19 protein-coding genes are annotated in these 19,771 nt (G+C 35.4%); 17 read left to right on the top strand and 2 right to left on the bottom strand.

Annotated elements, in window-relative coordinates; genetic code table 11:
• The first annotated feature begins 3 nt into the window (after positions 1-3).
• The 5 genes from H0184_RS27925 to fbp all read left to right on the top strand — a co-directional run bounded on the left by H0184_RS27925 (position 4) and on the right by fbp (position 8,010).
• Entirely contained in the window at positions 4-1,557 is a 1,554-nt protein-coding gene (locus tag H0184_RS27925; protein ID WP_221819815.1) for a response regulator transcription factor, read from the top strand.
• A gap of 73 nt (positions 1,558-1,630) precedes the next feature.
• On the top strand, positions 1,631-2,932 hold the full coding sequence (locus H0184_RS00620) for an ABC transporter substrate-binding protein (RefSeq protein ID WP_221819814.1): 1,302 nt from the start codon (positions 1,631-1,633) through the stop codon (positions 2,930-2,932).
• Between the two features lie 253 nt (positions 2,933-3,185).
• Complete coding sequence (gene bglB, locus H0184_RS00615; protein WP_221821207.1) at positions 3,186-4,229, top strand: beta-galactosidase BglB; 1,044 nt, start codon at positions 3,186-3,188, stop codon at positions 4,227-4,229.
• 70 nt (positions 4,230-4,299) lie between these two features.
• Positions 4,300-5,844 carry an MFS transporter gene (locus H0184_RS00610; protein WP_221819813.1) on the top strand — a complete coding sequence of 515 codons (1,545 nt, stop codon included), beginning with the start codon at positions 4,300-4,302 and terminating at the stop codon, positions 5,842-5,844.
• A gap of 234 nt (positions 5,845-6,078) precedes the next feature.
• Positions 6,079-8,010 carry a fructose-1,6-bisphosphatase gene (gene fbp / locus H0184_RS00605; RefSeq protein WP_221819811.1) on the top strand — a complete coding sequence of 644 codons (1,932 nt, stop codon included), beginning with the start codon at positions 6,079-6,081 and terminating at the stop codon, positions 8,008-8,010.
• A 178-nt stretch (positions 8,011-8,188) separates the two neighbouring features.
• Here fbp and H0184_RS27490 read toward each other — a convergent pair whose 3' ends face one another.
• Both H0184_RS27490 and H0184_RS27485 read right to left on the bottom strand, forming a co-directional pair.
• Entirely contained in the window at positions 8,189-8,410 is a 222-nt protein-coding gene (locus H0184_RS27490) for a helix-turn-helix domain-containing protein (protein ID WP_313771707.1), read from the bottom strand.
• Between the two features lie 173 nt (positions 8,411-8,583).
• Positions 8,584-9,024, bottom strand: coding sequence for an AraC family ligand binding domain-containing protein (locus tag H0184_RS27485; RefSeq protein WP_260631360.1), 441 nt, complete (start codon positions 9,022-9,024; stop codon positions 8,584-8,586).
• A gap of 181 nt (positions 9,025-9,205) precedes the next feature.
• Here H0184_RS27485 and H0184_RS00595 point away from each other — a divergent pair, with 181 nt between their 5' ends.
• The 12 genes from H0184_RS00595 (at position 9,206) to H0184_RS00540 (ending at position 19,650) form a co-directional block, all read left to right on the top strand.
• Positions 9,206-10,060 (top strand): sugar phosphate isomerase/epimerase family protein, encoded by an 855-nt coding sequence (locus H0184_RS00595; protein WP_221819809.1) that lies wholly within the window; start codon positions 9,206-9,208, stop codon positions 10,058-10,060.
• Between the two features lie 19 nt (positions 10,061-10,079).
• Positions 10,080-11,237, top strand: a complete 1,158-nt coding sequence (locus H0184_RS00590) for a Gfo/Idh/MocA family protein (RefSeq protein ID WP_221819807.1) — start codon at positions 10,080-10,082, stop codon at positions 11,235-11,237.
• A 57-nt stretch (positions 11,238-11,294) separates the two neighbouring features.
• Positions 11,295-12,848 carry a glycoside hydrolase family 43 protein gene (locus tag H0184_RS00585; RefSeq protein ID WP_260631359.1) on the top strand — a complete coding sequence of 518 codons (1,554 nt, stop codon included), beginning with the start codon at positions 11,295-11,297 and terminating at the stop codon, positions 12,846-12,848.
• A gap of 672 nt (positions 12,849-13,520) precedes the next feature.
• Positions 13,521-13,901, top strand: coding sequence for a hypothetical protein (locus H0184_RS00580; RefSeq protein WP_221819805.1), 381 nt, complete (start codon positions 13,521-13,523; stop codon positions 13,899-13,901).
• A gap of 102 nt (positions 13,902-14,003) precedes the next feature.
• On the top strand, positions 14,004-14,213 hold the full coding sequence (locus tag H0184_RS00575) for an SMI1/KNR4 family protein (RefSeq protein WP_221819804.1): 210 nt from the start codon (positions 14,004-14,006) through the stop codon (positions 14,211-14,213).
• A 186-nt stretch (positions 14,214-14,399) separates the two neighbouring features.
• Positions 14,400-14,639 (top strand): hypothetical protein, encoded by a 240-nt coding sequence (locus H0184_RS00570; RefSeq protein WP_221819802.1) that lies wholly within the window; start codon positions 14,400-14,402, stop codon positions 14,637-14,639.
• Between the two features lie 209 nt (positions 14,640-14,848).
• Positions 14,849-15,745, top strand: coding sequence for a YHYH domain-containing protein (locus H0184_RS00565; RefSeq protein ID WP_221819800.1), 897 nt, complete (start codon positions 14,849-14,851; stop codon positions 15,743-15,745).
• A gap of 89 nt (positions 15,746-15,834) precedes the next feature.
• Entirely contained in the window at positions 15,835-16,470 is a 636-nt protein-coding gene (locus H0184_RS00560) for a DUF1643 domain-containing protein (protein ID WP_221819798.1), read from the top strand.
• Positions 16,471-16,762: 292 nt separating this feature from the next.
• Positions 16,763-17,584, top strand: a complete 822-nt coding sequence (locus H0184_RS00555; RefSeq protein ID WP_221819797.1) for an ATP-dependent DNA ligase — start codon at positions 16,763-16,765, stop codon at positions 17,582-17,584.
• Between the two features lie 101 nt (positions 17,585-17,685).
• On the top strand, positions 17,686-18,201 hold the full coding sequence (locus H0184_RS00550; RefSeq protein WP_221819796.1) for a hypothetical protein: 516 nt from the start codon (positions 17,686-17,688) through the stop codon (positions 18,199-18,201).
• 430 nt (positions 18,202-18,631) lie between these two features.
• Positions 18,632-18,904, top strand: a complete 273-nt coding sequence (locus tag H0184_RS00545) for a hypothetical protein (protein WP_221819795.1) — start codon at positions 18,632-18,634, stop codon at positions 18,902-18,904.
• 20 nt (positions 18,905-18,924) lie between these two features.
• Entirely contained in the window at positions 18,925-19,650 is a 726-nt protein-coding gene (locus H0184_RS00540) for an HNH endonuclease (protein ID WP_221819793.1), read from the top strand.
• Positions 19,651-19,771: the final 121 nt, after the last annotated feature.

The raw sequence follows: 19,771 nt of genomic DNA, 5'->3' as shown, positions 1-19,771 counted from the left end.
TATATGGCATACAAAGTGTTAATAGCAGATGACGAAAAGATTATAGTAGAAGGTATTTCCAGTGTAATTGATTGGGCAGCATTGGACTTAGAGCTTGTGTCGACGGCAAGAAATGGAATTGAGGCCTATGAAAAAATTGTGACACAAAAGCCAGACATTGTTATCAGTGATATTAGAATGCCTGGCATGGATGGTCTTAGTCTTGTTTCAAGGGTTAACGACGAATTTCCTTCTGTGAAATTTATCCTTTTGTCCGGCTTCGGCGAATTTGAATACGCAAGGACCGCCATGCAATTTGGTGTGAAAAATTATTTGTTAAAACCATGTAGTGTGGAGAAAATTACAGCCGCGCTTCATGATGTAATAAATGAATTAAAGGATAAAAAGGACCAGGATACCTTTATCCGTCAACTTCGGGAGAAATATGAAAAAGCTCAGCCCTATATGAAAGCACAGTACTTAACAGAATTCCTGTTAAGTAAAAGCCATTCAAATAAGGATTTATTTTTCTATCGCCAGCTTTTTGATATGGAGATGAATGATAATCAGGTGAGGCTAATCCTTTTCAAGCTAGAAGGTGAATTTTCTTACGAGCATTTGTTTGCCATTAAAAATATCGGGGCAGAAATATTTGAGTCTCCCTTGTTAAATACCACTATTGGGGAATATGAACTATTTTTAATCGAAGATGATTATGACTCAGAAAAACTGTACCATCAAATTGAACAGACAAGAGAACTCCTTCACAAGTACTTCCGAAGGGATACCACAGTAGCCATAAGTCAAGCAGACTATTTCCAAAACGTCAAAAGCCTTTACCGTGAAGCAATTGAGTGTTTGGAGCACCGTTTTTATTTGGGGGAAGGAAGCATTATTAGCAAAAAAGATATATTACCTGCTAATTCAGATTCATCAAATGATTTTAACATTGATGAACAGCAGATTGTATTAAAAATCAAGTCAGGGCATATCAAGGATGTTTGTGACGAAATTACCAGTATATTTGAAAAAATGGCAGATCTGCGGATGGGTATAGATATGACAAAATCTTATTGTATCCAGCTCTACATGAACATTGTCCAGACTGTTGATACAGAGTGTATGCAAACCTACCTTATGGGGACATCAGCATTGCTGGGCATGGAAACGGTTCAGCAAATCCAAGAATATATCGAAACAACCGCTAAAAAAATAACGATTGACTACTATAATAAGTTTAAGTCAAAACAGACTTCGGTAGTTAGTAAAGTAATAGATTTTGTAAAAGAGAATCTGGGTAATCCTAATCTTTCCCTTAAAATGGTGGCGAATAAGATTCTTTATATGAATCCGGATTATCTGGGTAAATTGTTTAGGCAAGAAACGGGGCAAAGATTTTCAGTCTATCTCACTAAACTAAGGATTGAAAAGGCAGTGGACCTTATAGTAGAAATGGACGATGTAAAGGTAGTAACGCTGGCGGAAATGATAGGCTTTGGCGATAATCCGCAATATTTTAGTCAGGTTTTTAAAAAATACACTGGCTACACACCATCTGAATATCGAAGAGTTACCTGAATTAAAGGTCGTTTGGCTGGCAAAGAGCGGAGGTATGAATGAGATAAGCTCTTTCACCAAAGGGGGATACATTATGAGAAAGTTTAGCCTGGCATTATTATGTTTACTATTGCTCCTTTCCATTACCGCATGCAGTTCAAGCAGTGAAGAGGATTCTGGAAGTAACGGTGAAATTGGAAGTAATAAAGTGACCCTGCGTGTAGCTTGGTGGGGAGGACAACCAAGACATGATTCTACGATAAAAGTAATTGAAATGTATGAGAAGAAAAACCCAAATGTGAAAATTGTAGCGGAATACGCCAACTGGGATGATTATTGGAAGAAGCTTGCTCCAATGGCTGCAGCCAGTCAGCTGCCAGACGTCATTCAAATGGATACAGCCTACCTGTTTCAATATGGTATAAAAGACCAGCTGGAGGATTTAACACCATATATAAAAGATGGAACGATTGAAACTAGCTCGATTGATGAAAATGCTATTTCTGGCGGAATGATCGCTGATAAATTATACGGCTTCACTCTTGGTTCCAACGTTCTTACTGTCATAGCAAATGATGATATGTTAGAAGAAACAGGGATTAAAATGGACGATGAGAACTGGACATGGAACGACTTTGAGAAAATAGCACTCGATGTCCAAAATCGTACAGGGAAGTACGGTACAAATGGAATGAATCCTGCACATGTATTTTTTCCTTACTATTTAAGGACAGAAGGTAAGAGGTTTTATAGTGAAGATGGTACTGGTCTCGGCTATTCGGATGATAAATTATTCACTCAATACTTTGAAAGGCAACTTCGATTAGTGGATGCAAATGCTTTCCCAACTCCAGATGTCGAAGCACATATAAAAGGACTTGAAGATGAATTTATTGTAACAGGAGAATCAGCGATGACCTGGAACTGGTCCAATCAATTTTCAGGTTTTGCTCAATCAGCTCAAAGCCCTTTATCACTCAATCTGCCACCAGAGCAGGCTGAAGAGACAGCATTATTCTTAAGACCAAGTATGTTCTTTTCAATTCCTAAAAGTTCAAAGCAAAAAGAAGAAGCTGCCAAGTTCATCGATTTCTTTGTAAACAACGTAGAAGCCAATAAGTTGATCAAAGGTGAGCGTGGTGTACCGGTATCTTCGAAGGTTGTCAAAGGAATCAAGCCGGAATTGGCTGAAGTAGAAACCAAAATCTTTGATTATGTTGAAAAAGCCTCTCAAAATGTAAGCGCATCAGATCCTCCTGGTCCACTAGGAAGTGCAGAAGTGATGAAAGTATTGCAAGATATATCTGAACAGATCTTATTTAAGAAAATGACACCCGAAAATGGAGCAAGGTCTTTTAGAGAACAAGCAGAAAATATTCTAGGAATCAATAAGTAACCAGCCAATGTGCTGGTTTTTTATTTTAGTCTGAAATTAGTTAATGATTTTTCCTTCTTTTAAATAAGTATGTTTTTTAACACTAGACCTCTGTTTTTTTAATTGTTCTGATTAAGCGCTTTCCTTACAATCGTTGTATAACATTAAAAGCGTTTTCAAATTTAAAAACAAAGATCATTCATTTGGAGGGATTACTGTGATACAGACTAATATCATCGAAAAGAAAGAGATTATCCATTACATAAATTTATTAATGAATAATCTAACACAAATCAAAGATCAAACAGGTGAATTTTTACTTAATTTTGACGGCTTAATTGTTGACGATAAAAGCTGGCATGTTTGGAACTGGCCTCAAGGTGTAGGGCTCTATGGAATCTATAAATATTGGAAATTGACCAATGATCAAAAAGCTTTAGATATTATCAATGAATGGTTTAATGCTAGATTCGAAGAAGGTGTTCCCCCGAAAAACGTTAATACAATGGCACCATTTTTGACATTGGCATTTTTATATGAGGATACCAAGAACCAGACTTATCTGCCACATTTAGAGGAATGGGCTGAATGGGTTATGAATGATATGCCTCGTACTTGTGAGGATGGTCTTCAGCATATGACCTATGGACCAGAAAACAAAAATCAGCTGTGGGATGACACGTTAATGATGACTGTGCTGCCATTAGCCAAAATTGGAAAACTGCTAAACAAACCGGAATACTTGGAAGAGGCGAAAAAGCAGTTTCTAATCCATATCAAATATTTAACAGATAGAAAAACTGGTTTATGGTTCCACGGCTGGACATTCGAAGAAAATCATAATTATGCCGAAGCACTTTGGGCAAGAGGAAATTGCTGGATTACCATTGCGATTCCCGAGATTATTGAAATATTGGAATTGAAAAAAGGAGATTTTCTTTACGATTTCCTATTAGATACATTGAACAGGCAAATCGAAGCACTTGCTAAATACCAAAATGTAAGCGGATTATGGCATACATTAATAGATGACCAAACCTCTTATTTAGAAGCATCTGCTACAGCAGGATTTGCATATGGAATGCTAAAATCTGTCCATAAGGGATATGTTAGCCAAGAATATAAAGAAGTAGCCTACAATGCCATTCACGGACTTATCAAAGAAGTGAATGAAGAAGGAGCACTGCAAAAAGTATCAGTCGGAACAGGGATGGGGGATACACTTGATTTTTACAAAGAAATCAGAATCACCACCATGCCTTATGGTCAATCTCTTGCGATATTAGCATTAGCAGAATTTCTTAATACTTATATTTAGTTGAAAAAATAGGTTACCACACAGAATCATCAGCTAGTTACGATCTTTTCAAATAAAAGGAGAAGAAATTATGAAGAGACAACCGAAGTTTATAAATTATTTGTCTTATGGTCTAGGTGACTTTTTAGGGGCAGGAGCCTTTGCACTAACAGCAGCATGGTTACTATTTTTCTTAACAACCTTTTGTAATCTAACAGCCGTTCAAGCTGGTTCTATATTCGCGATCGCTCGGATTGTAGACGCAATTGCAGCACCAACAATGGGGTATATAACAGATAATTTTCATAAAACAAAACTTGGCCGCCGTTATGGCAGACGTAAATTCTTTATTTTAGCTGCCATTCCACTAGTACTCGTGTATACATTAATTTGGATTGATGGATTTAATTATTGGTATTATTTATTAACCTATATTTTGTTTGAAATTGTTTATTCAATGGTATTAATTCCTTATGATACCCTTGCAGCGGAAATGAGTAATGACTATAAAGTTCGTTCAAAGTTTACGGGTGCAAGAATGTTTGTTGCCCAAGCTTCAGCTGTATTCGCAGCATTTATTCCTGGTAGACTCGTAGAATCATTAGGTAAAGATGATCCTCTTACATTCTTATATTCAGGTATGATTTTCACAGTAATCTTTTTAATTGTCTTAACATTGCTTTACAAAAATACATGGGAACGGCCAATTGATGAAATAAAGGAAGAAAAAGTAATAGATAAAAGAACTTTCCTGCAAAATGTTCATAAGATTTATGCGGACTTGTTCTCGACCTTACGTGTAAAAACATTCCGTCACCATCTAGGTATGTATTTAGGAGGATATTTAAGTCAAGACGTATTCAATGCGGTATTTACATATTTTGTTGTCTTTGCTCTCATGCAAAGTGCCATTGATGCTTCTAACTTATTAACGTTTATGTATGCCATGCAGATATTTGGTGTATGGATTGCACTTACATTAACCATTAAATTGAATCCAGCTCCGGCTTTTAGAGCGGCAATATTATTCTTTATTGCAGGAATAGCTGGATTTATCGTATTGAAATATACTGGAACACTAAATAGCACTGCATTATTGTTTGTTATGATTGGAATTTGTGGTTTAGGCCGTGGTGGGTTGAACTACATTCCTTGGAACAACTACGCCTTTATTCCAGATGTAGATGAAGCGTTAACGGGTCAAAGACGTGAAGGGGTCTTTGCTGGTGTCATGAGTTTAATCAGGAAAGGAACACAAGCTTTGGCTGTCTTTTTAGTAAGTGTGGCCTTACAAGAAGCTGGCTTTGTATCAGGACAAGGATCTCAACCAGAATCAGCTGTAAACATGATCATTTCTATCCTGTTGTTTGGTACACTCATCTTTTTAGTGGGAGGTTTGATTATCTCTTATCGTTACAAATTAACAAAAGAAAATCATGTTATTTTGTTAGATGAGATTGAACGGTTAAAAAATGGGGGCTCTAAAAAAGATGTTTCACCAGAAGCTCGCGAAGTTTTTGAACAATTAACAGGCTGGGAATATGAAAAATCATGGGGAAATAACAAAATTGGGTATGAGAATCTAATAAAATATAAAGAGAATCATAATAAAACAGAACATAAAACAGCAGTTTAACAAAAAACAAGGAAACGATAGATGTCATTGCCGTATCACATCAAATTAATGTGTGCGGCTTTTTTTAACAAATTCATCAATACGTTAAATATAGAATGTAATCTTCTATTAAGATTGGTTGACAGGAGAATTCTAAATAGTAAAATAACTATTATTTGATCTGATAATATAAATAATTAATCTCAATCTATTAGATAGAAAATAAATGGTGAATTTTGAAAGGGGACACATGTTTTGAATTCAAAATATCTAGATTTACTTGTTCAAAAGTATGATTGTGAAGAAAAAGTGGTAACTGAAATTATTAAACTGGAAGCCATTCTTAATTTACCAAAGGGGACAGAACACTTTGTCAGTGATTTACATGGGGAGTATCAAGCTTTTCAACATGTGTTACGAAATGGTTCAGGGAATGTAAAAAAGAGAATCAGAGACTTGTTTCAAGATGTTTTATTTGAAAAAGAAATAAATGATTTTGCTACATTGGTTTATTACCCTGAAGAAAAATTAAAATTAATGAAAAGTCATTTTGGCAATGAACAAGAATTACACCAATGGTATATCGTAATCATCGAGCGGATGATAAGACTTATTGCTCATGCTTCCTCAAAATATACACGTTCGAAATTACGAAAAGCATTACCGAGTCAGTTTGTGTTTGTTATTGAAGAGCTGTTATACAAAACCAATCAATCTGAAAATAAGGAGCAGTATTATAAAGAAATTGTCGAGCAGATTATCTCCCTAGGTCAGGCTGATAAACTCATAACAGGGCTAGCGTATACCACCCAAAGATTGGTTGTCGACCATCTACATGTAGTGGGGGATATTTATGACCGTGGACCCGAACCTGATAAAATCATGGATACTCTCATTAATTACCATTCCGTTGATATTCAGTGGGGAAACCATGATGTACTATGGATAGGTGCTTTTGCTGGTTCAATGGTTTGTCTCGCTAATATCATTCGTATCTGCGCAAGATATGACAACCTGGATATTATTGAAGATGTATATGGAATCAATCTAAGACCTCTCTTAAATCTTGCCGAGAAATACTATGAGGACAATTCTGCTTTCAGGCCTAAGGTACATTCAGATAAGAACCAATCTGATCAAGAAAAATTACAGATAACAAAAATTCATCAAGCTATTGCGATGATTCAGTTCAAACTCGAAATGCCTATTATTAAGAGACGCCCATATTTTAATATGTCAGACAGGCTTTTGCTTGAGAAAATTGATTATGACAAGAACGAAATAACGATTCATGGGAAAACCTACCCTCTAGAAAATACTTGCTTTGCAACAGTAAATCCTGAGCAGCCTGATCAATTATTAGAAGAAGAAAAGCAGGTTATGGAAAAATTATTATTTTCTGTCCAGCATTCAGAAAAGCTGGCCAGACATATGAATTTTCTTGTGAAGAAAGGGAGTCTTTATTTAAAATATAACGGGAATTTATTAATACATGGTTGTATTCCTTTAGATGAAAAAGGGAATATGGAAAAAATGGTTATCGAAAATAAAACCTATTCGGGTCGTGAATTATTTGATGTTTTTGAACGGTATTTACGGCATGCATTTGCACACCCTGATGTGACAGATGATCTTGCGATGGATATGGTTTGGTATTTATGGACAGGAGAATATTCATCACTGTTCGGAAAAAGAGAAATGACCACTTTTGAGAGGTACTTTATTAAAGACAAGACAACTCACAAAGAAAGAAAGAACCCATACTACTATTTACGTGAAAATGAAGAAATCTGCCGCAAAATCCTAACAGAATTTGATCTAAATCCTGACCAGGGTCATATTATCAATGGGCATACACCAGTGAAAGAAATAGAGGGAGAAGATCCAATTAAAGCGAATGGTAAGATGATTGTGATCGATGGAGGTTTCTCTAAAGCTTATCAATCAACAACTGGAATCGCTGGATATACGTTATTATATAATTCCTTCGGTATGCAACTGGTCGCCCATAAGCATTTTAATTCAAAAGAAGATGTTTTACTTAACGGGACAGACGTTTTATCCATTAAAAGAGTGGTAGATGAAGAGTTAAAGAGAAAAAAGGTTAGAGAAACGAATGTTGGAGAGCAATTATTACAGGAAATCTCTATTTTGAATAGTCTAAGAGAATATCGCTATATGAATTGAAATTACCATTTTTGAATTTTTTCGAGCCAATAGGCGGAATTTCTCCGCCTATTTATCAGTTCAGGCCCTAACCTGATTCCTCAACCGATAAGTGGGGACCCTCTGAATCCTAGAGGCGGGAATCAGCAGCTTTATATCGACCAGGTCATAAAGATAAATAAAAGTGGTATTCTTACAATTACTTCCTATAATACTGTTTTGGAGATAACCCAGTAATATTTTTAAATGCCTTAAAGAAGTTGGAATAATCTCCAAAACCCACTGCATGTGCTATATCTAGTGCTGTATCTCCGGACATGAGGAGTTCTATGGCTCTCATAATTCTTTTATAGGTGATGTACTCAAAAACAGTAAAGCCTGTATTTCTCTTGAAAATATGACATAAGTAATATTTGTTCACGTAAAATTCAGTTTGCAGCAAATCTAATGTAATTCTTTTATATAAGTTTTTATTTATGAAATCTAAAATGGAGACTATCTTTTAATCATATTTAGGGCTGTTTATAACAGGATTATTATATTTTGAAAGTACTTTATTTATGGTAATAAGCATTTGTATAAAGTAGGTTTTAATCAAAATTGGGCTTTCCAGGGAGTATTCCAGGGAAGTCTTTTCAATTTTATCCCAAAGTTCATTAATCCCATCTTTGAGGACATTATCTGCTGGTATTCTATTAAAATACCCAACTTTCTATTTTCAATAAAAGAAAGCATGCTATATTCATCACTTTGATAAGAGGAGATATACTCAGGTTTAAAGTGTATATACTTCCTTTCATAGCGCGCTTTAGAGTTAAACACAATTCTATGTAGTTCTCTGGAATTAGTTAGTATCAAATCGTTTGGACAAAGTTTGTATGCCTGAACTTCAATATAGTAGGTGAGATCTCCAGAAATTAAGTAAAACAATTCATAGCAGTCATGTATGTGAGTTGCAACATCATCTGGGGATTCAGTTACTACATGATTCATAAAAAAATTATTACTACTGTATTGTAGAATCGGTTTGTCCATGACATCCATCTCTTAAACCATTTGAATGGAGTGTATTTGTAATTCTACCTATTCTAATAAAACTAGAAAATAGCAATATTTGCTATATAATAAGCAATAAATTCAAAGATTATCAATCAAGCTTATTATAAAATACTAGATACTTAGAGGGAAAAAGGCAAAAAAAAAGAGGGTGGTATTTGTGAGTATATTTTTGTTATCTGCCTTTGCAGATGAAATCGATTCAGATTTAAAAACACAGATGGATGTTTTAGATCAGCATGGTATTAAGTTTATTGAGATGAGAGGAGTTAATGGTAAACTACTTGTTGATTATTCTTTAGATGAAGTGAAAGAGATTAAGAGTCAGCTTGACGCTAGAGGCTTTAAATTATCAGCAATTGGTTCGCCGCTTGGAAAGATTAAAATCACTGATGATTTTGAGCCGCATTTAGAGCTATTTAAGCATACGTTAGAGATTGCTAAAATTATGGAATGTAAGTATATACGGATGTTTAGCTTTTTTATGCCCAAAGGAGAGGATCCATCGAACTATAGGGGCGAAGTAATCAATCGCTGGAGGAATTTTATTAACGAAGCTAAAGGAAGTGGAGTGGTTCTCCTGCATGAAAACGAATCAGGAATATATGGAGATACTCCAGAAAGATGTCTAGATTTACTGGAGACATTGAATTGTGACTATTTTAAAGGGATTTTCGATTTTGCAAATTTTGTCCAATGTAATGCAAGAAATTATCCAGATGGCTTTGAATTGCTTAAAGACCATATTGTGTATATTCATGTTAAAGACGCGGTATACAGTGATCACCATGTAGTACCTGCAGGATTAGGTGATGGAAATGTGGTGGAAATTCTAAAAGAATTACATAGCCAGGGATATGAAGGTTTTTTATCTCTTGAACCACACTTATGGGGATATTCAGACTTTTCCTTACTTGAGCCAGGTTCTCCTAGTTATGATTTACCAGAGGGTGGCGCTAAAAGCTTCGCCGTTGCTGTTCAGGCATTGAAAAATATATTAAAAGATATCAATTAATCATTAGGGGGGAGTAGCTATGGACAAAGTCCGTGTTGGTATTATAGGGATCGGAAATATGGGGTCAGGTCATGCACAAAGTTTGATAGCAGGGAAGGTTCCGAATGCTGAACTCACTGCAGTATGTGATAGTAAAATGGAAAGATTAGAATGGGCTAAACAAAGCTTTGGTGAAAAAGTAAAGCGCTTTAATGATACGGAAAGCTTTTTCCAATCAAAAGCTTTCGATGCCGTTTTTATCGTAACACCGCATTATGATCATCCTACTTTAGCCATACAATCATTGAACGCTGGCTACCATACGCTAATTGAAAAACCTGCTGGAGTGTATACAAAAGCTGTAAGAGAAATGAATGAAGTGGCCATAAAAAGTAATAAGGTCTTTGCCATAATGTATAACCAGAGAACAAATCCTTTATATAAAAAACTGAAAGATATTATGGAGTCAGGAGAACTAGGTGACCTAAAAAGATCTGTTTGGATCATAACGGATTGGTACAGGCCACAAAGCTATTATGATTCAGGAGGATGGAGAGCTACATGGTCTGGAGAAGGCGGCGGTGTACTGTTGAATCAAGATCCACATCAACTAGATTTATGGCAGTGGATGTGTGGAATGCCAAAGCGAGTTAGATCATTTATGTCTTTTGGGAAATATCATGACATTGAAGTAGAAGATGATGTTACCACTTATGTTGAGTATGAAAACGGTGCAACGGGTGTGTTAATAACTTCCACTGGGGAGGCACCAGGAACCAATAGATTAGAAGTAACAGGGGATAGAGGAAAGATTGTCATTGAACATGGTAAACTAACCTTTTATAGATTACGTGTTTCTGAAAGGGAATTTAATAGAGATTTTAAAGGTGGATTTGGCAGCCCTGAGTGCTGGAAATGTGAAATTCCAACCGAAGGTGAAAATCCTCAACACATAGGAATTTTGAGGAACTGGACTAGTGCTATCCTAAATGGAACGGAGTTAATTGCTCCAGGGATTGAAGGTATCCATGGGTTAACCCTTTCCAATGCGATGCATCTATCAGCTTGGACAGATAGCTGGGTAGATATTCCACTTGATGTAGATTTATTCTATGAGAAACTGCAGGAGAGAATAGCTAATTCTACAATTAAAAAGAATGCCAGGGATTTAGCTCTAGATGTTACAGGAACTTATTAAAGAAATAAATTACAATTACCAGAAATCTATTTTAAATAATTAAAGGAGTCTAAAATTATGACGTTTCAAAATCCAATTCTTCCAGGTTTTTATCCTGATCCGTCCATATGCAGAGTGAACGAGGATTTTTATCTAGTTACTTCTTCCTTTGCCTATTATCCAGGAGTACCCATTTTCCATAGCAAAGATCTTGTTAATTGGGAACAGATAGGACATGTTTTAGATAGACCTTCACAGCTTCCATTAGATGGTCAAGGGCAATCCAGAGGAATTTTTGCACCTACCATTCGATATAACAATGGTGTTTTTTATATGATAACGACGAATGTAGGTGAAGGCGGAAACTTTTTGGTTACTGCAACAGACCCTGCTGGGCCTTGGTCTGATCCATATTATTTGGATGCTCCAGGTATTGACCCTTCTTTATTTTTTGATGATGACGGAAAAGTCTATTATCACGGTACACGTCCCGCACCAGAAGGGGAAAAATACAGTGGCAACTGGGAAGTATGGCTGCAAGAGTTAGACTTGGAATCCATGACATTGGTGGGAGACTCTATCGGATTATGGAGAGGTGCCTTAAGGGATGTAATTTGGCCAGAAGGTCCACATATTTACAAGGTTGATGACTATTATTACCTCATGATATCGGAGGCAGGAACAGGTCATCACCATGCTGTTTCTATAGCTCGTAGCGAAGCTATTACAGGACCATACGTAGGCAATCCGGGCAACCCGATTTTGACTCACCGACATTTAGGAAGAGATTATCCAGTAGTTAACGTTGGACACTGCGATTTAGTAGAAACCCAAAATGGTGAATGGTGGGCTGTAGGGCTTGCCTCACGTATTTATGGTGGTTATTTCAGGAACCTAGGGAGAGAAACCTTCTTGCTTCCAGTAAAATGGGAAGACGGTTGGCCAATCATGAGTCCTGGGACAGGAAAACTAGAAATGACCTATCCAATGCCTAATCTACCAGAAAGTAAGATTCTTAAACCTTCATCCTGTGATAATTTTGATGAAGAAAGACTTGATTTTAAATGGAACTTTTTACGTACACCAAGAGAAGAATTCTTTAGCTTAGCTGAGCGACCAGGTTATTTAAGTTTAAAACTTAGACCTGAAAGGATTACCGATCTAGCTAATCCAAGCTTTGTTGGTAGAAGACAACAGCATATAAATTTTTCAGCTTCTACAGCAATGGAATTCACCCCAAAGAATGATAACGAAGCAGCAGGTATCGTGTTATTACAAAGTAATGAATTTAACTTTAACTTTGTTTATACAAAAAATGGTGAAGAATCAGTAATTAGAGTAATCAAATGTGCTGGAGGAGAGGAAGAGATTCTGAAGGAACTGCCAATTCGTGCGTCTACACTATTTTTAAAGATTGAAGCACAGGGTCAGGATTATAGCTTTTGGTATGGTGAAAGTCAGTCAGATTATAAATCTCTCCTAGAAAATGTAGATGGAAGAATCTTAAGCACTGATGTTGCCGGTGGTTTTGTTGGGACTGAATTAGGATTATATGCAAGCTCAAATGGAGCCAGCAGCAATAATACAGCTTATTTTGACTGGTTTGAGTATGTAGGGATCTTAAAGGAATAATCTCGATATGTATCTCCAAGGTGCATACGATTATCTAAAATCAAAGATATAAACATAGCTATTAATAGTAGGCAGCTATCCCGCCCTTTGGGCTCTTAGGGGCTGCCTTTTTCGTGCAATCTTCAAGGAGGAATTAGCGACAGCTTAGGAGGGTTAGGATTGAGCAATATCAGCATTACGATTCCGGTTATCTGGGCAGATGTATTTCAAGGTTCAGCAAAGAAGAAAGCTGAAGGGGAATTTTCAAATTAAGGGATAATAGAAACGTCTGACTAATCATCGTCAGGCGTTTTCTTTATTGAATTTTTTTAATAAAAATAAAAAGCCTTGAAAAATCAAGGCTTTTGTACGTCCCGAAGAGGATTCGAACCTCCGACCTACAGTTTAGGAAACTGTTGCTTTTTGCTATTTATGTATAACCATTGATTTACAAAGGTTTGTATGACTGAAAGTGTGAATTAGTTCCTACAGCCTAGTATGTAGTAAGTCCTACAATCACTATTATTAGTAATTAAGTATTAAATGTCAATAACTCTATGAGATAATTTTTCTTGTAGATCTTTTTTCATTTTCTGGGTACTAAAGAAGGAATTATGCCGTCAGAGGAGAATTAATAACTCGGGGTGGGGTGTTGGGTAATTTGTGCGAAATATATCAAGGAGTTGAAGGCACATGAATTATTCAAAGAATGAAGGAAAAGAATTGGATCCTATTGAACAGTTAAAAGAGCAACAAAGAGTGATGGTTAGATGTTCAGCAGTTGGAGAACAAAAGGAAACATCAGTAAATGAGAGATTATTCGCACAAGCAATTAAAGCCTCAGAGGAACGTCATAAATCGTCTAATACTGCTATTGACAAGTTGTTACAACAACAAAGAGAAATTATGCAGCGAGCAGCGACTGAGGTAGAAAAAAATCCATTAGAAAATGATCAAGTTGAACGGTTAGAAGAGTATCAAAGTGAAATAATAAGAGATTTAGAAACTGTTCAAGGGTTCCTAGAACAACAACAAGAAATGATTAAGCGTTTAATTTCCAAGGTTCAAAAGTAATTATCAAAAGGTCGATTCTCCTAATAGGGGAACGGCTTTTTTTCTTAACTTAATTTTACGAATAGAACATGTGTTTGTGTATAATGTTAATGAGGTGATTTTATGTCCTATCATATAATGCTAACTAGAAAAATTTCTGATATAAAAGGTAAATCACAAATACAAGTCCAGGTGATTGATACAGCCGCTCCACAAATAATTTATTTCACACTGGATGAGCTAGAGAAGGATGAACTGCCAGAAGAACTAAAGGAATACATAAGGGGTATTCTCCCCCAGATTGAGGAAGGCAGATGGAGGTATGGTGGATAATATAAAAATAAGTAAAAAATTTCACTTTTTGTACTTAAATGGTGTAGCATTTTAACAAATAACAATCTATTTGTCATTAAAAACAGTAGTTTTGCTACACCTTGGGCTATTAAAAATTCACATTTTGTCTTTTGATTTTAAAAGTATGCAAGTCTATATTTAGAGGCAAGAGGGAGAGTGAAAATAATGGAAAAACGCCAAATTACCGAAAATTTTTACATTGTTAAAACTAGGGACAGAATTGGGGGAACCATCAGTACTAATGTGTATGAAAAGGAAGGTCACTTTGAGGCATACTCATGTTACGCACAAGATGAAGATGAGGCAATAGTGGGATTCGCTGAGAGTATTTATGACGAAGAGGCAGTTAAGCGTTCTAGAAAAGAATTGAGGAAAGAATGGAAAGCAGAACATTTGAAAGTTTAAGTAATATTTATTATATGTAGAAAAGCCCTTTCACCAGAAAGGGCTTTTTTCGGTGAATAATGGGCTCTACTGGCTTTTCCTATGTTGTAATTAAATTAAGGCTTATTGCATTACCAGCAATAAACATATCTAGAATTTAAATTAGCTGCTAAAAAAACTATTTCTATTCTAGTAACAAAGTATTAATATTTATTTAAGGAGCTGGTTATATGAGGAAGATATTCCTATTATTACTAATAATTATTATGGGATTTAATATAAAGGTTTACGCACACCCAGGTAATACAGACGCCAATGGTGGACATTATTGTTGGACTAATTGTGAACAGTGGGGATTTAAATATGGAGAATATCACCTTCATAATCCCAAAACCAACATTACACCTGTTGAAAAGATAGACCAAAATAACCCCCATACATATAAAGAAGGATATGACGAGGCATATAGCTTTTGGTATGAGACGGCGTTATCTGACCTGAAAAACAACCAAGCAAAGGAGTGGAATGCAACTTGGACCGACTATAATAGTAACTATTCAGATGGATATAGAGAGGGTTTTAATAAAGCTATTGAAGACGCAAGCAAGGATTTTAAAGATTATCAGTATGATAGAGGGGTAGAAGACGGTATAAGGCATGCGAGACTAGGCATAACTATGGGGTATTTAACTTCTAATGATCCTATTGCAGATTCTGAAGATTATATGAATGGGTATGATAAAGGTAACCTTGAGGAGAGGAAAATATTGAAGGAAAAACAAAAGGAAAATATAGAGAATGAATTAGCAAGTATTGAAATCCCAGAAATGTTCCAAGATAATTATGAAAGTTTTATATTAGGTTATCAAACTGGCTTTTACGATTCAAAGACTGGCTATAATTATGATGATGAACCAGAATCTGAATATACAAAAGCTGCCGATGAAAACCAATACATACTAGGATATAAAAATGGTTGGAATGATGAAGGTGGTTCACTACCTATTCGAACTGAATTAGATCTATTTTATTTTAACTATATTAAAGGTAATGAAATTTTTGCTTTAATCCCTGGTGTAGGAATAGTTGGTTACCTATTTGGAAGAAGAAAAAAGAAAATAAAATGATAATTTTATTAAATTGCATAGGATTAAAACCATTTTTTAATCTGCTGTAACCGTATTTTACCAATAGACTAGTAAAAAGAGGTGTATGAATGGATTTGTGGTTCGAGAAGTTGGCAGATAAGTATCAATTGGATTTTCAACCAGGAGTATATTCTAATATTCTTGGAGCGGCAGTATTCAATACAAATGGCACTCGCCGTTACTTCTTAGAAAAACGCTGGGCACAAGGAGGAAAGGTCCTTACTGCTATTATGATGAATCCTAGCAATGCAGCACATAATAAAACAGATGATACGGTTGACCAATTAATTGATGTTGCAAAAAATGAAGGTTGTCATGCATTATATGTTGTAAACATTTCTAGTATTATAGATGGTACGAGCAACAATGTAAAAAATACACAATTCACTTTTGAGGAGATTAATTGGACTTTTGTCTCAAAAGCGATGACAGAGGCGGATGTTGTTTTTCTCGGCTGGGGAATGAAGGGTCAACTAGGCATGCTTGAACAGCAAAAAAGTAATTCTACCTTAGTAAAGACTTTTGAAAATGTGTCAAATAAACTATATTGTTATGAAGTGCTGAAATCAGATAATCAAAGATTTGTTAAGAAACCTGTTTATTATGCACCTCATCCAAGAAAACGGTTTGAAGAGGAAAAGTATGTAGATGTGCCAATACGACAATTAACAGACCTTGAGTTTGTACAATTATTTATTAGATAACTCCAAGAATTTTATCATAGTAATCTAATAAGCTATATTTATAATTTATTAGGGTTATATTGAAATCAGCGACAATTTTGTCCAAAATCTACTATGTATGTTGTTTTACGTACTCATCCCTGTTTAAAATTTTATGAGATATTGCATATAACTAATTGGGACTAAATCAGACCACCATAGCGATGGTCTTTTTATTTCTAACTAGTACATAGCTAGAAATTCCATAAATGACAACTAATTACCAATGAACCATTAGTGATTTGTATCGTACAATAACTATGAGGTGGTATATGTGTTTGTTTCACCAATGCTGTTACAAAGGTCAGAACAGCCTTTTGATAACGATTCATATATAACAGAACTAAAGCTAGATGGCATTAGACTAATACTTTCGAAATTTGATAATAAGATAAAGCTTTATACACGCCATAACAATGAGGTAACTGGTAAGTTTCCGGAACTATTAACACTAGACATTCCAGACGGTACTCTGCTAGATGGAGAGATTATTGTTACTGATCCAACCGGAATACCGGACTTTGAGGCTATGATGAGCAGGTTCATGTCAAAACGGAACATTCTAGAAGATGGCACTTTAAGTTACGTTGTATTTGACATTATTAAATATAAAGGTAAATCTGTTACTAGGCTGCCATTAATAGAAAGAAAGCAGCTGCTCGATGAAATAATACCCACGGATACAGGCTTATTTGCAAAAGTAAAATATCTAGAGGGTCATGGTGCTGCATACTTTGATTTGGTTCAGCAGCAAGGTTTGGAAGGAATAGTATTAAAGCGTAAAGACTCACGCTATGAGGTAGGAAAACGCAGTCAGTCGTGGCTCAAGGTGATTAATTATCAATATGATGATGTGATGATTACAGGGCTTAGAAAAGGCGAATTTGGGCTGCTACTGAGCTTTCTAGATGGCAAACCGGCTGGGATAATAGAGTTTATGTCACCAGCTGAACTGAAGGCACTCTACAGACAGAAAAAAATAATTTCTGAAGATGAAAATTTTATTTTTATCGAGCCAAAGAAATGTAAGGTAAAGTATAGGAACTTAACTAAAGCCGGGTTTCTTAGGATTCCGTCTTTCGTAAAATGGAATTAAAATAAGGAGAAATTTAAAGGATGGAATCGTAATTGTTCATCCTTTTATTTTTTTGTAAGTTCTTGTAGAATCAATATTTTGTAAAAAGGGAGGAAATACATATGAATGAAAAATTAAGCGAATTTGAAAAGAAAATTGAGATATTAGAACAATCCATAAATATGACAGATGAATATGCAAGACACTTTATGGGGCAAACATTATCACAATTAAGTATAGTTCTAGCTATAGTTGCAGCAGTACTAATTGGAGCATTGTACTTTATGATTAAAGTAATGATGAATGAAAAGATAGATAAAGAAGTAGAGAAGAAAATTGTAAAAATATTAAGTGAAAATCCTCCTGTTTATTATTCAAGAGGAACCGGAATACCAAGTGATAATAAAATCCTATTAAGTACGGACATAGAAGGGATAAAGGATTTGGCACCAGACACTTTAATGATTTTGGAAGTAAAACCACAAAACGTACTAATTGGCAACCTTAATGGAGGGCAGTATCTTAAGCCGAAGTTGAAAATAAATGAAGAAAATATTAGAGAAATAGAAATTGAAAATTATCATGAGAACAACGGATTAATAACATGGTCCTTAGCATGGATCCGTAAAAAGTATTAGTAAGTTTAGATTAATCTTAAAGAGCTTGGTAAGGTATCCAAGCTCTTCAGAAATGATATTAATACTTATTTTTCCTACTAGATTATAACCCTTGCTCTTTAGCTTTTACGTAAATTGTAGAACGGGGAACGCCTACATTTTAACAATATCACTTACGCTCAATCCGTTTGATTCCCTTTTAGCATAGAGTTTTAAAGTCTTTTTAACTCCCTTTTCAGCCTTTCACCATGGGGTTTCTCTTAGCTTTCCTTGACCATAACAGTGAAATAGGTGGTCATCATACGAAACCTATTTTCGAAAATGGTTGAAAATGACGCTACTAAGGTTGAGGATATGATCCTTGTATGTACTAATTGTCGTATGCTACACCGAAACAGAACGTGGCTAGTGAACGAAAACTAATAAATATTTGTAAAAATGAGGTGATATTGTGGTTGTAAAGTTTGAAAATAAAGAACGTGAATATGAGGAATGGTGCAGTAACTATAAAAACGGCTATGTATTTAATAGGGCGGGCGGTAAAACGGGTAATGTACTACATACGGTTGATTGTTGGCATTTAAACGTACCAACACGTAAAGGTACTTACACCACACGGTATCCTAAATATTGTTCCGAAAATCTAACCGATTTATTGGCGGTAGCTGATGAATTAAGTAAGCCTAACAGTTGGCGTGAGTGTACCGCTTGCAGAAATAAATAAAAGTAATAGGGGATGTTTTAATGGCTAAATTAGACCAGCGAAGAATTAACTTTGTAAAAGGTTTACCTATTGACGTACGAGCACGAGTTTTATTCTACTTCTTAAAAGAAGGTATTAGTAATCGTAAGATTGAGGGTTTAATTGACGAACTTAATGAAGAAGATGGATGGCAAGCGTGGTCAGTTATTCATTTTTATGGGTTTGACGGCAATAGTAAAGCGAAATATCCTACGTTAACTTTGAAAAAGATTAAAGATAGTTTATTAAATGTAAACGTTGAAGAATTAGAAGAATTTCACTTAGCAAATAGTGTTGAAAGGGAGATCACCGCTAATATTAAGTTTACTGAGAATGATGGTAAAGATGTATTACGCACAATAAAAGCACGGCAAGGGCAGTATAAATTGCGTAAAACCTTACTACAAAACTATAATTGCAAATGTGCAATGTGTGATATTAACAACCCTAAGTTACTAATTACAAGTCATATTAAAACGTGGTCAGCGTCATCTGCAGATGAAAGGATAAATCCGTCAAACAGCATACTACTTTGTAAATTGCACGATGGTCTTTTTGAATACGGTTATATTAGTTTAAATGATGACTATGAGGTGCTGTATTCACCTACCTTTGATTTTGGAAGTCAAGGTATTTCAACAAACATTACTTTTACAAAGCCTATATGCGACAAACCGTCTTCTGTATTTTTAAAAGAGCATAGATTAAAACATGGATATGAACTATAACTAAATAATGTAACCCTTACCGTTAACTATGGATAAAATATAGCTTTAGTAAAACCCAATGAAAAATTCCAGGACTTGTGGCAGACCAGCTGGGATCATAGGGTTTATGCCACTCGAAGAA

Origin of the sequence: Neobacillus niacini, assembly GCF_019749295.1 — a bacterium.
In the GTDB taxonomy this organism is placed as follows: Bacteria; Bacillota; Bacilli; order Bacillales; family Cytobacillaceae; genus Neobacillus; species Neobacillus niacini_D.
Note: the sequence above shows the minus strand (reverse complement) of the source record. Positions and strands in the feature narration are given on the sequence as shown.

Coding starts and splice junctions, on each gene's coding strand:
- H0184_RS00540 (WP_221819793.1), top strand. CDS start 18,925: ATGGCTAAATTAGACCAGCGAAGAATTAACTTTGTAAAAGGTTTACCT.
- H0184_RS00565 (WP_221819800.1), top strand. CDS start 14,849: ATGAGGAAGATATTCCTATTATTACTAATAATTATTATGGGATTTAAT.
- H0184_RS00550 (WP_221819796.1), top strand. CDS start 17,686: ATGAATGAAAAATTAAGCGAATTTGAAAAGAAAATTGAGATATTAGAA.
- H0184_RS00560 (WP_221819798.1), top strand. CDS start 15,835: ATGGATTTGTGGTTCGAGAAGTTGGCAGATAAGTATCAATTGGATTTT.
- H0184_RS00580 (WP_221819805.1), top strand. CDS start 13,521: ATGAATTATTCAAAGAATGAAGGAAAAGAATTGGATCCTATTGAACAG.
- bglB (WP_221821207.1), top strand. CDS start 3,186: ATGAATAATCTAACACAAATCAAAGATCAAACAGGTGAATTTTTACTT.
- H0184_RS27485 (WP_260631360.1), bottom strand. CDS start 9,024: ATGGACAAACCGATTCTACAATACAGTAGTAATAATTTTTTTATGAAT.
- H0184_RS00585 (WP_260631359.1), top strand. CDS start 11,295: ATGACGTTTCAAAATCCAATTCTTCCAGGTTTTTATCCTGATCCGTCC.
- H0184_RS00575 (WP_221819804.1), top strand. CDS start 14,004: ATGTCCTATCATATAATGCTAACTAGAAAAATTTCTGATATAAAAGGT.
- H0184_RS00590 (WP_221819807.1), top strand. CDS start 10,080: ATGGACAAAGTCCGTGTTGGTATTATAGGGATCGGAAATATGGGGTCA.
- H0184_RS27925 (WP_221819815.1), top strand. CDS start 4: ATGGCATACAAAGTGTTAATAGCAGATGACGAAAAGATTATAGTAGAA.
- H0184_RS00610 (WP_221819813.1), top strand. CDS start 4,300: ATGAAGAGACAACCGAAGTTTATAAATTATTTGTCTTATGGTCTAGGT.
- H0184_RS00570 (WP_221819802.1), top strand. CDS start 14,400: ATGGAAAAACGCCAAATTACCGAAAATTTTTACATTGTTAAAACTAGG.
- H0184_RS00620 (WP_221819814.1), top strand. CDS start 1,631: ATGAGAAAGTTTAGCCTGGCATTATTATGTTTACTATTGCTCCTTTCC.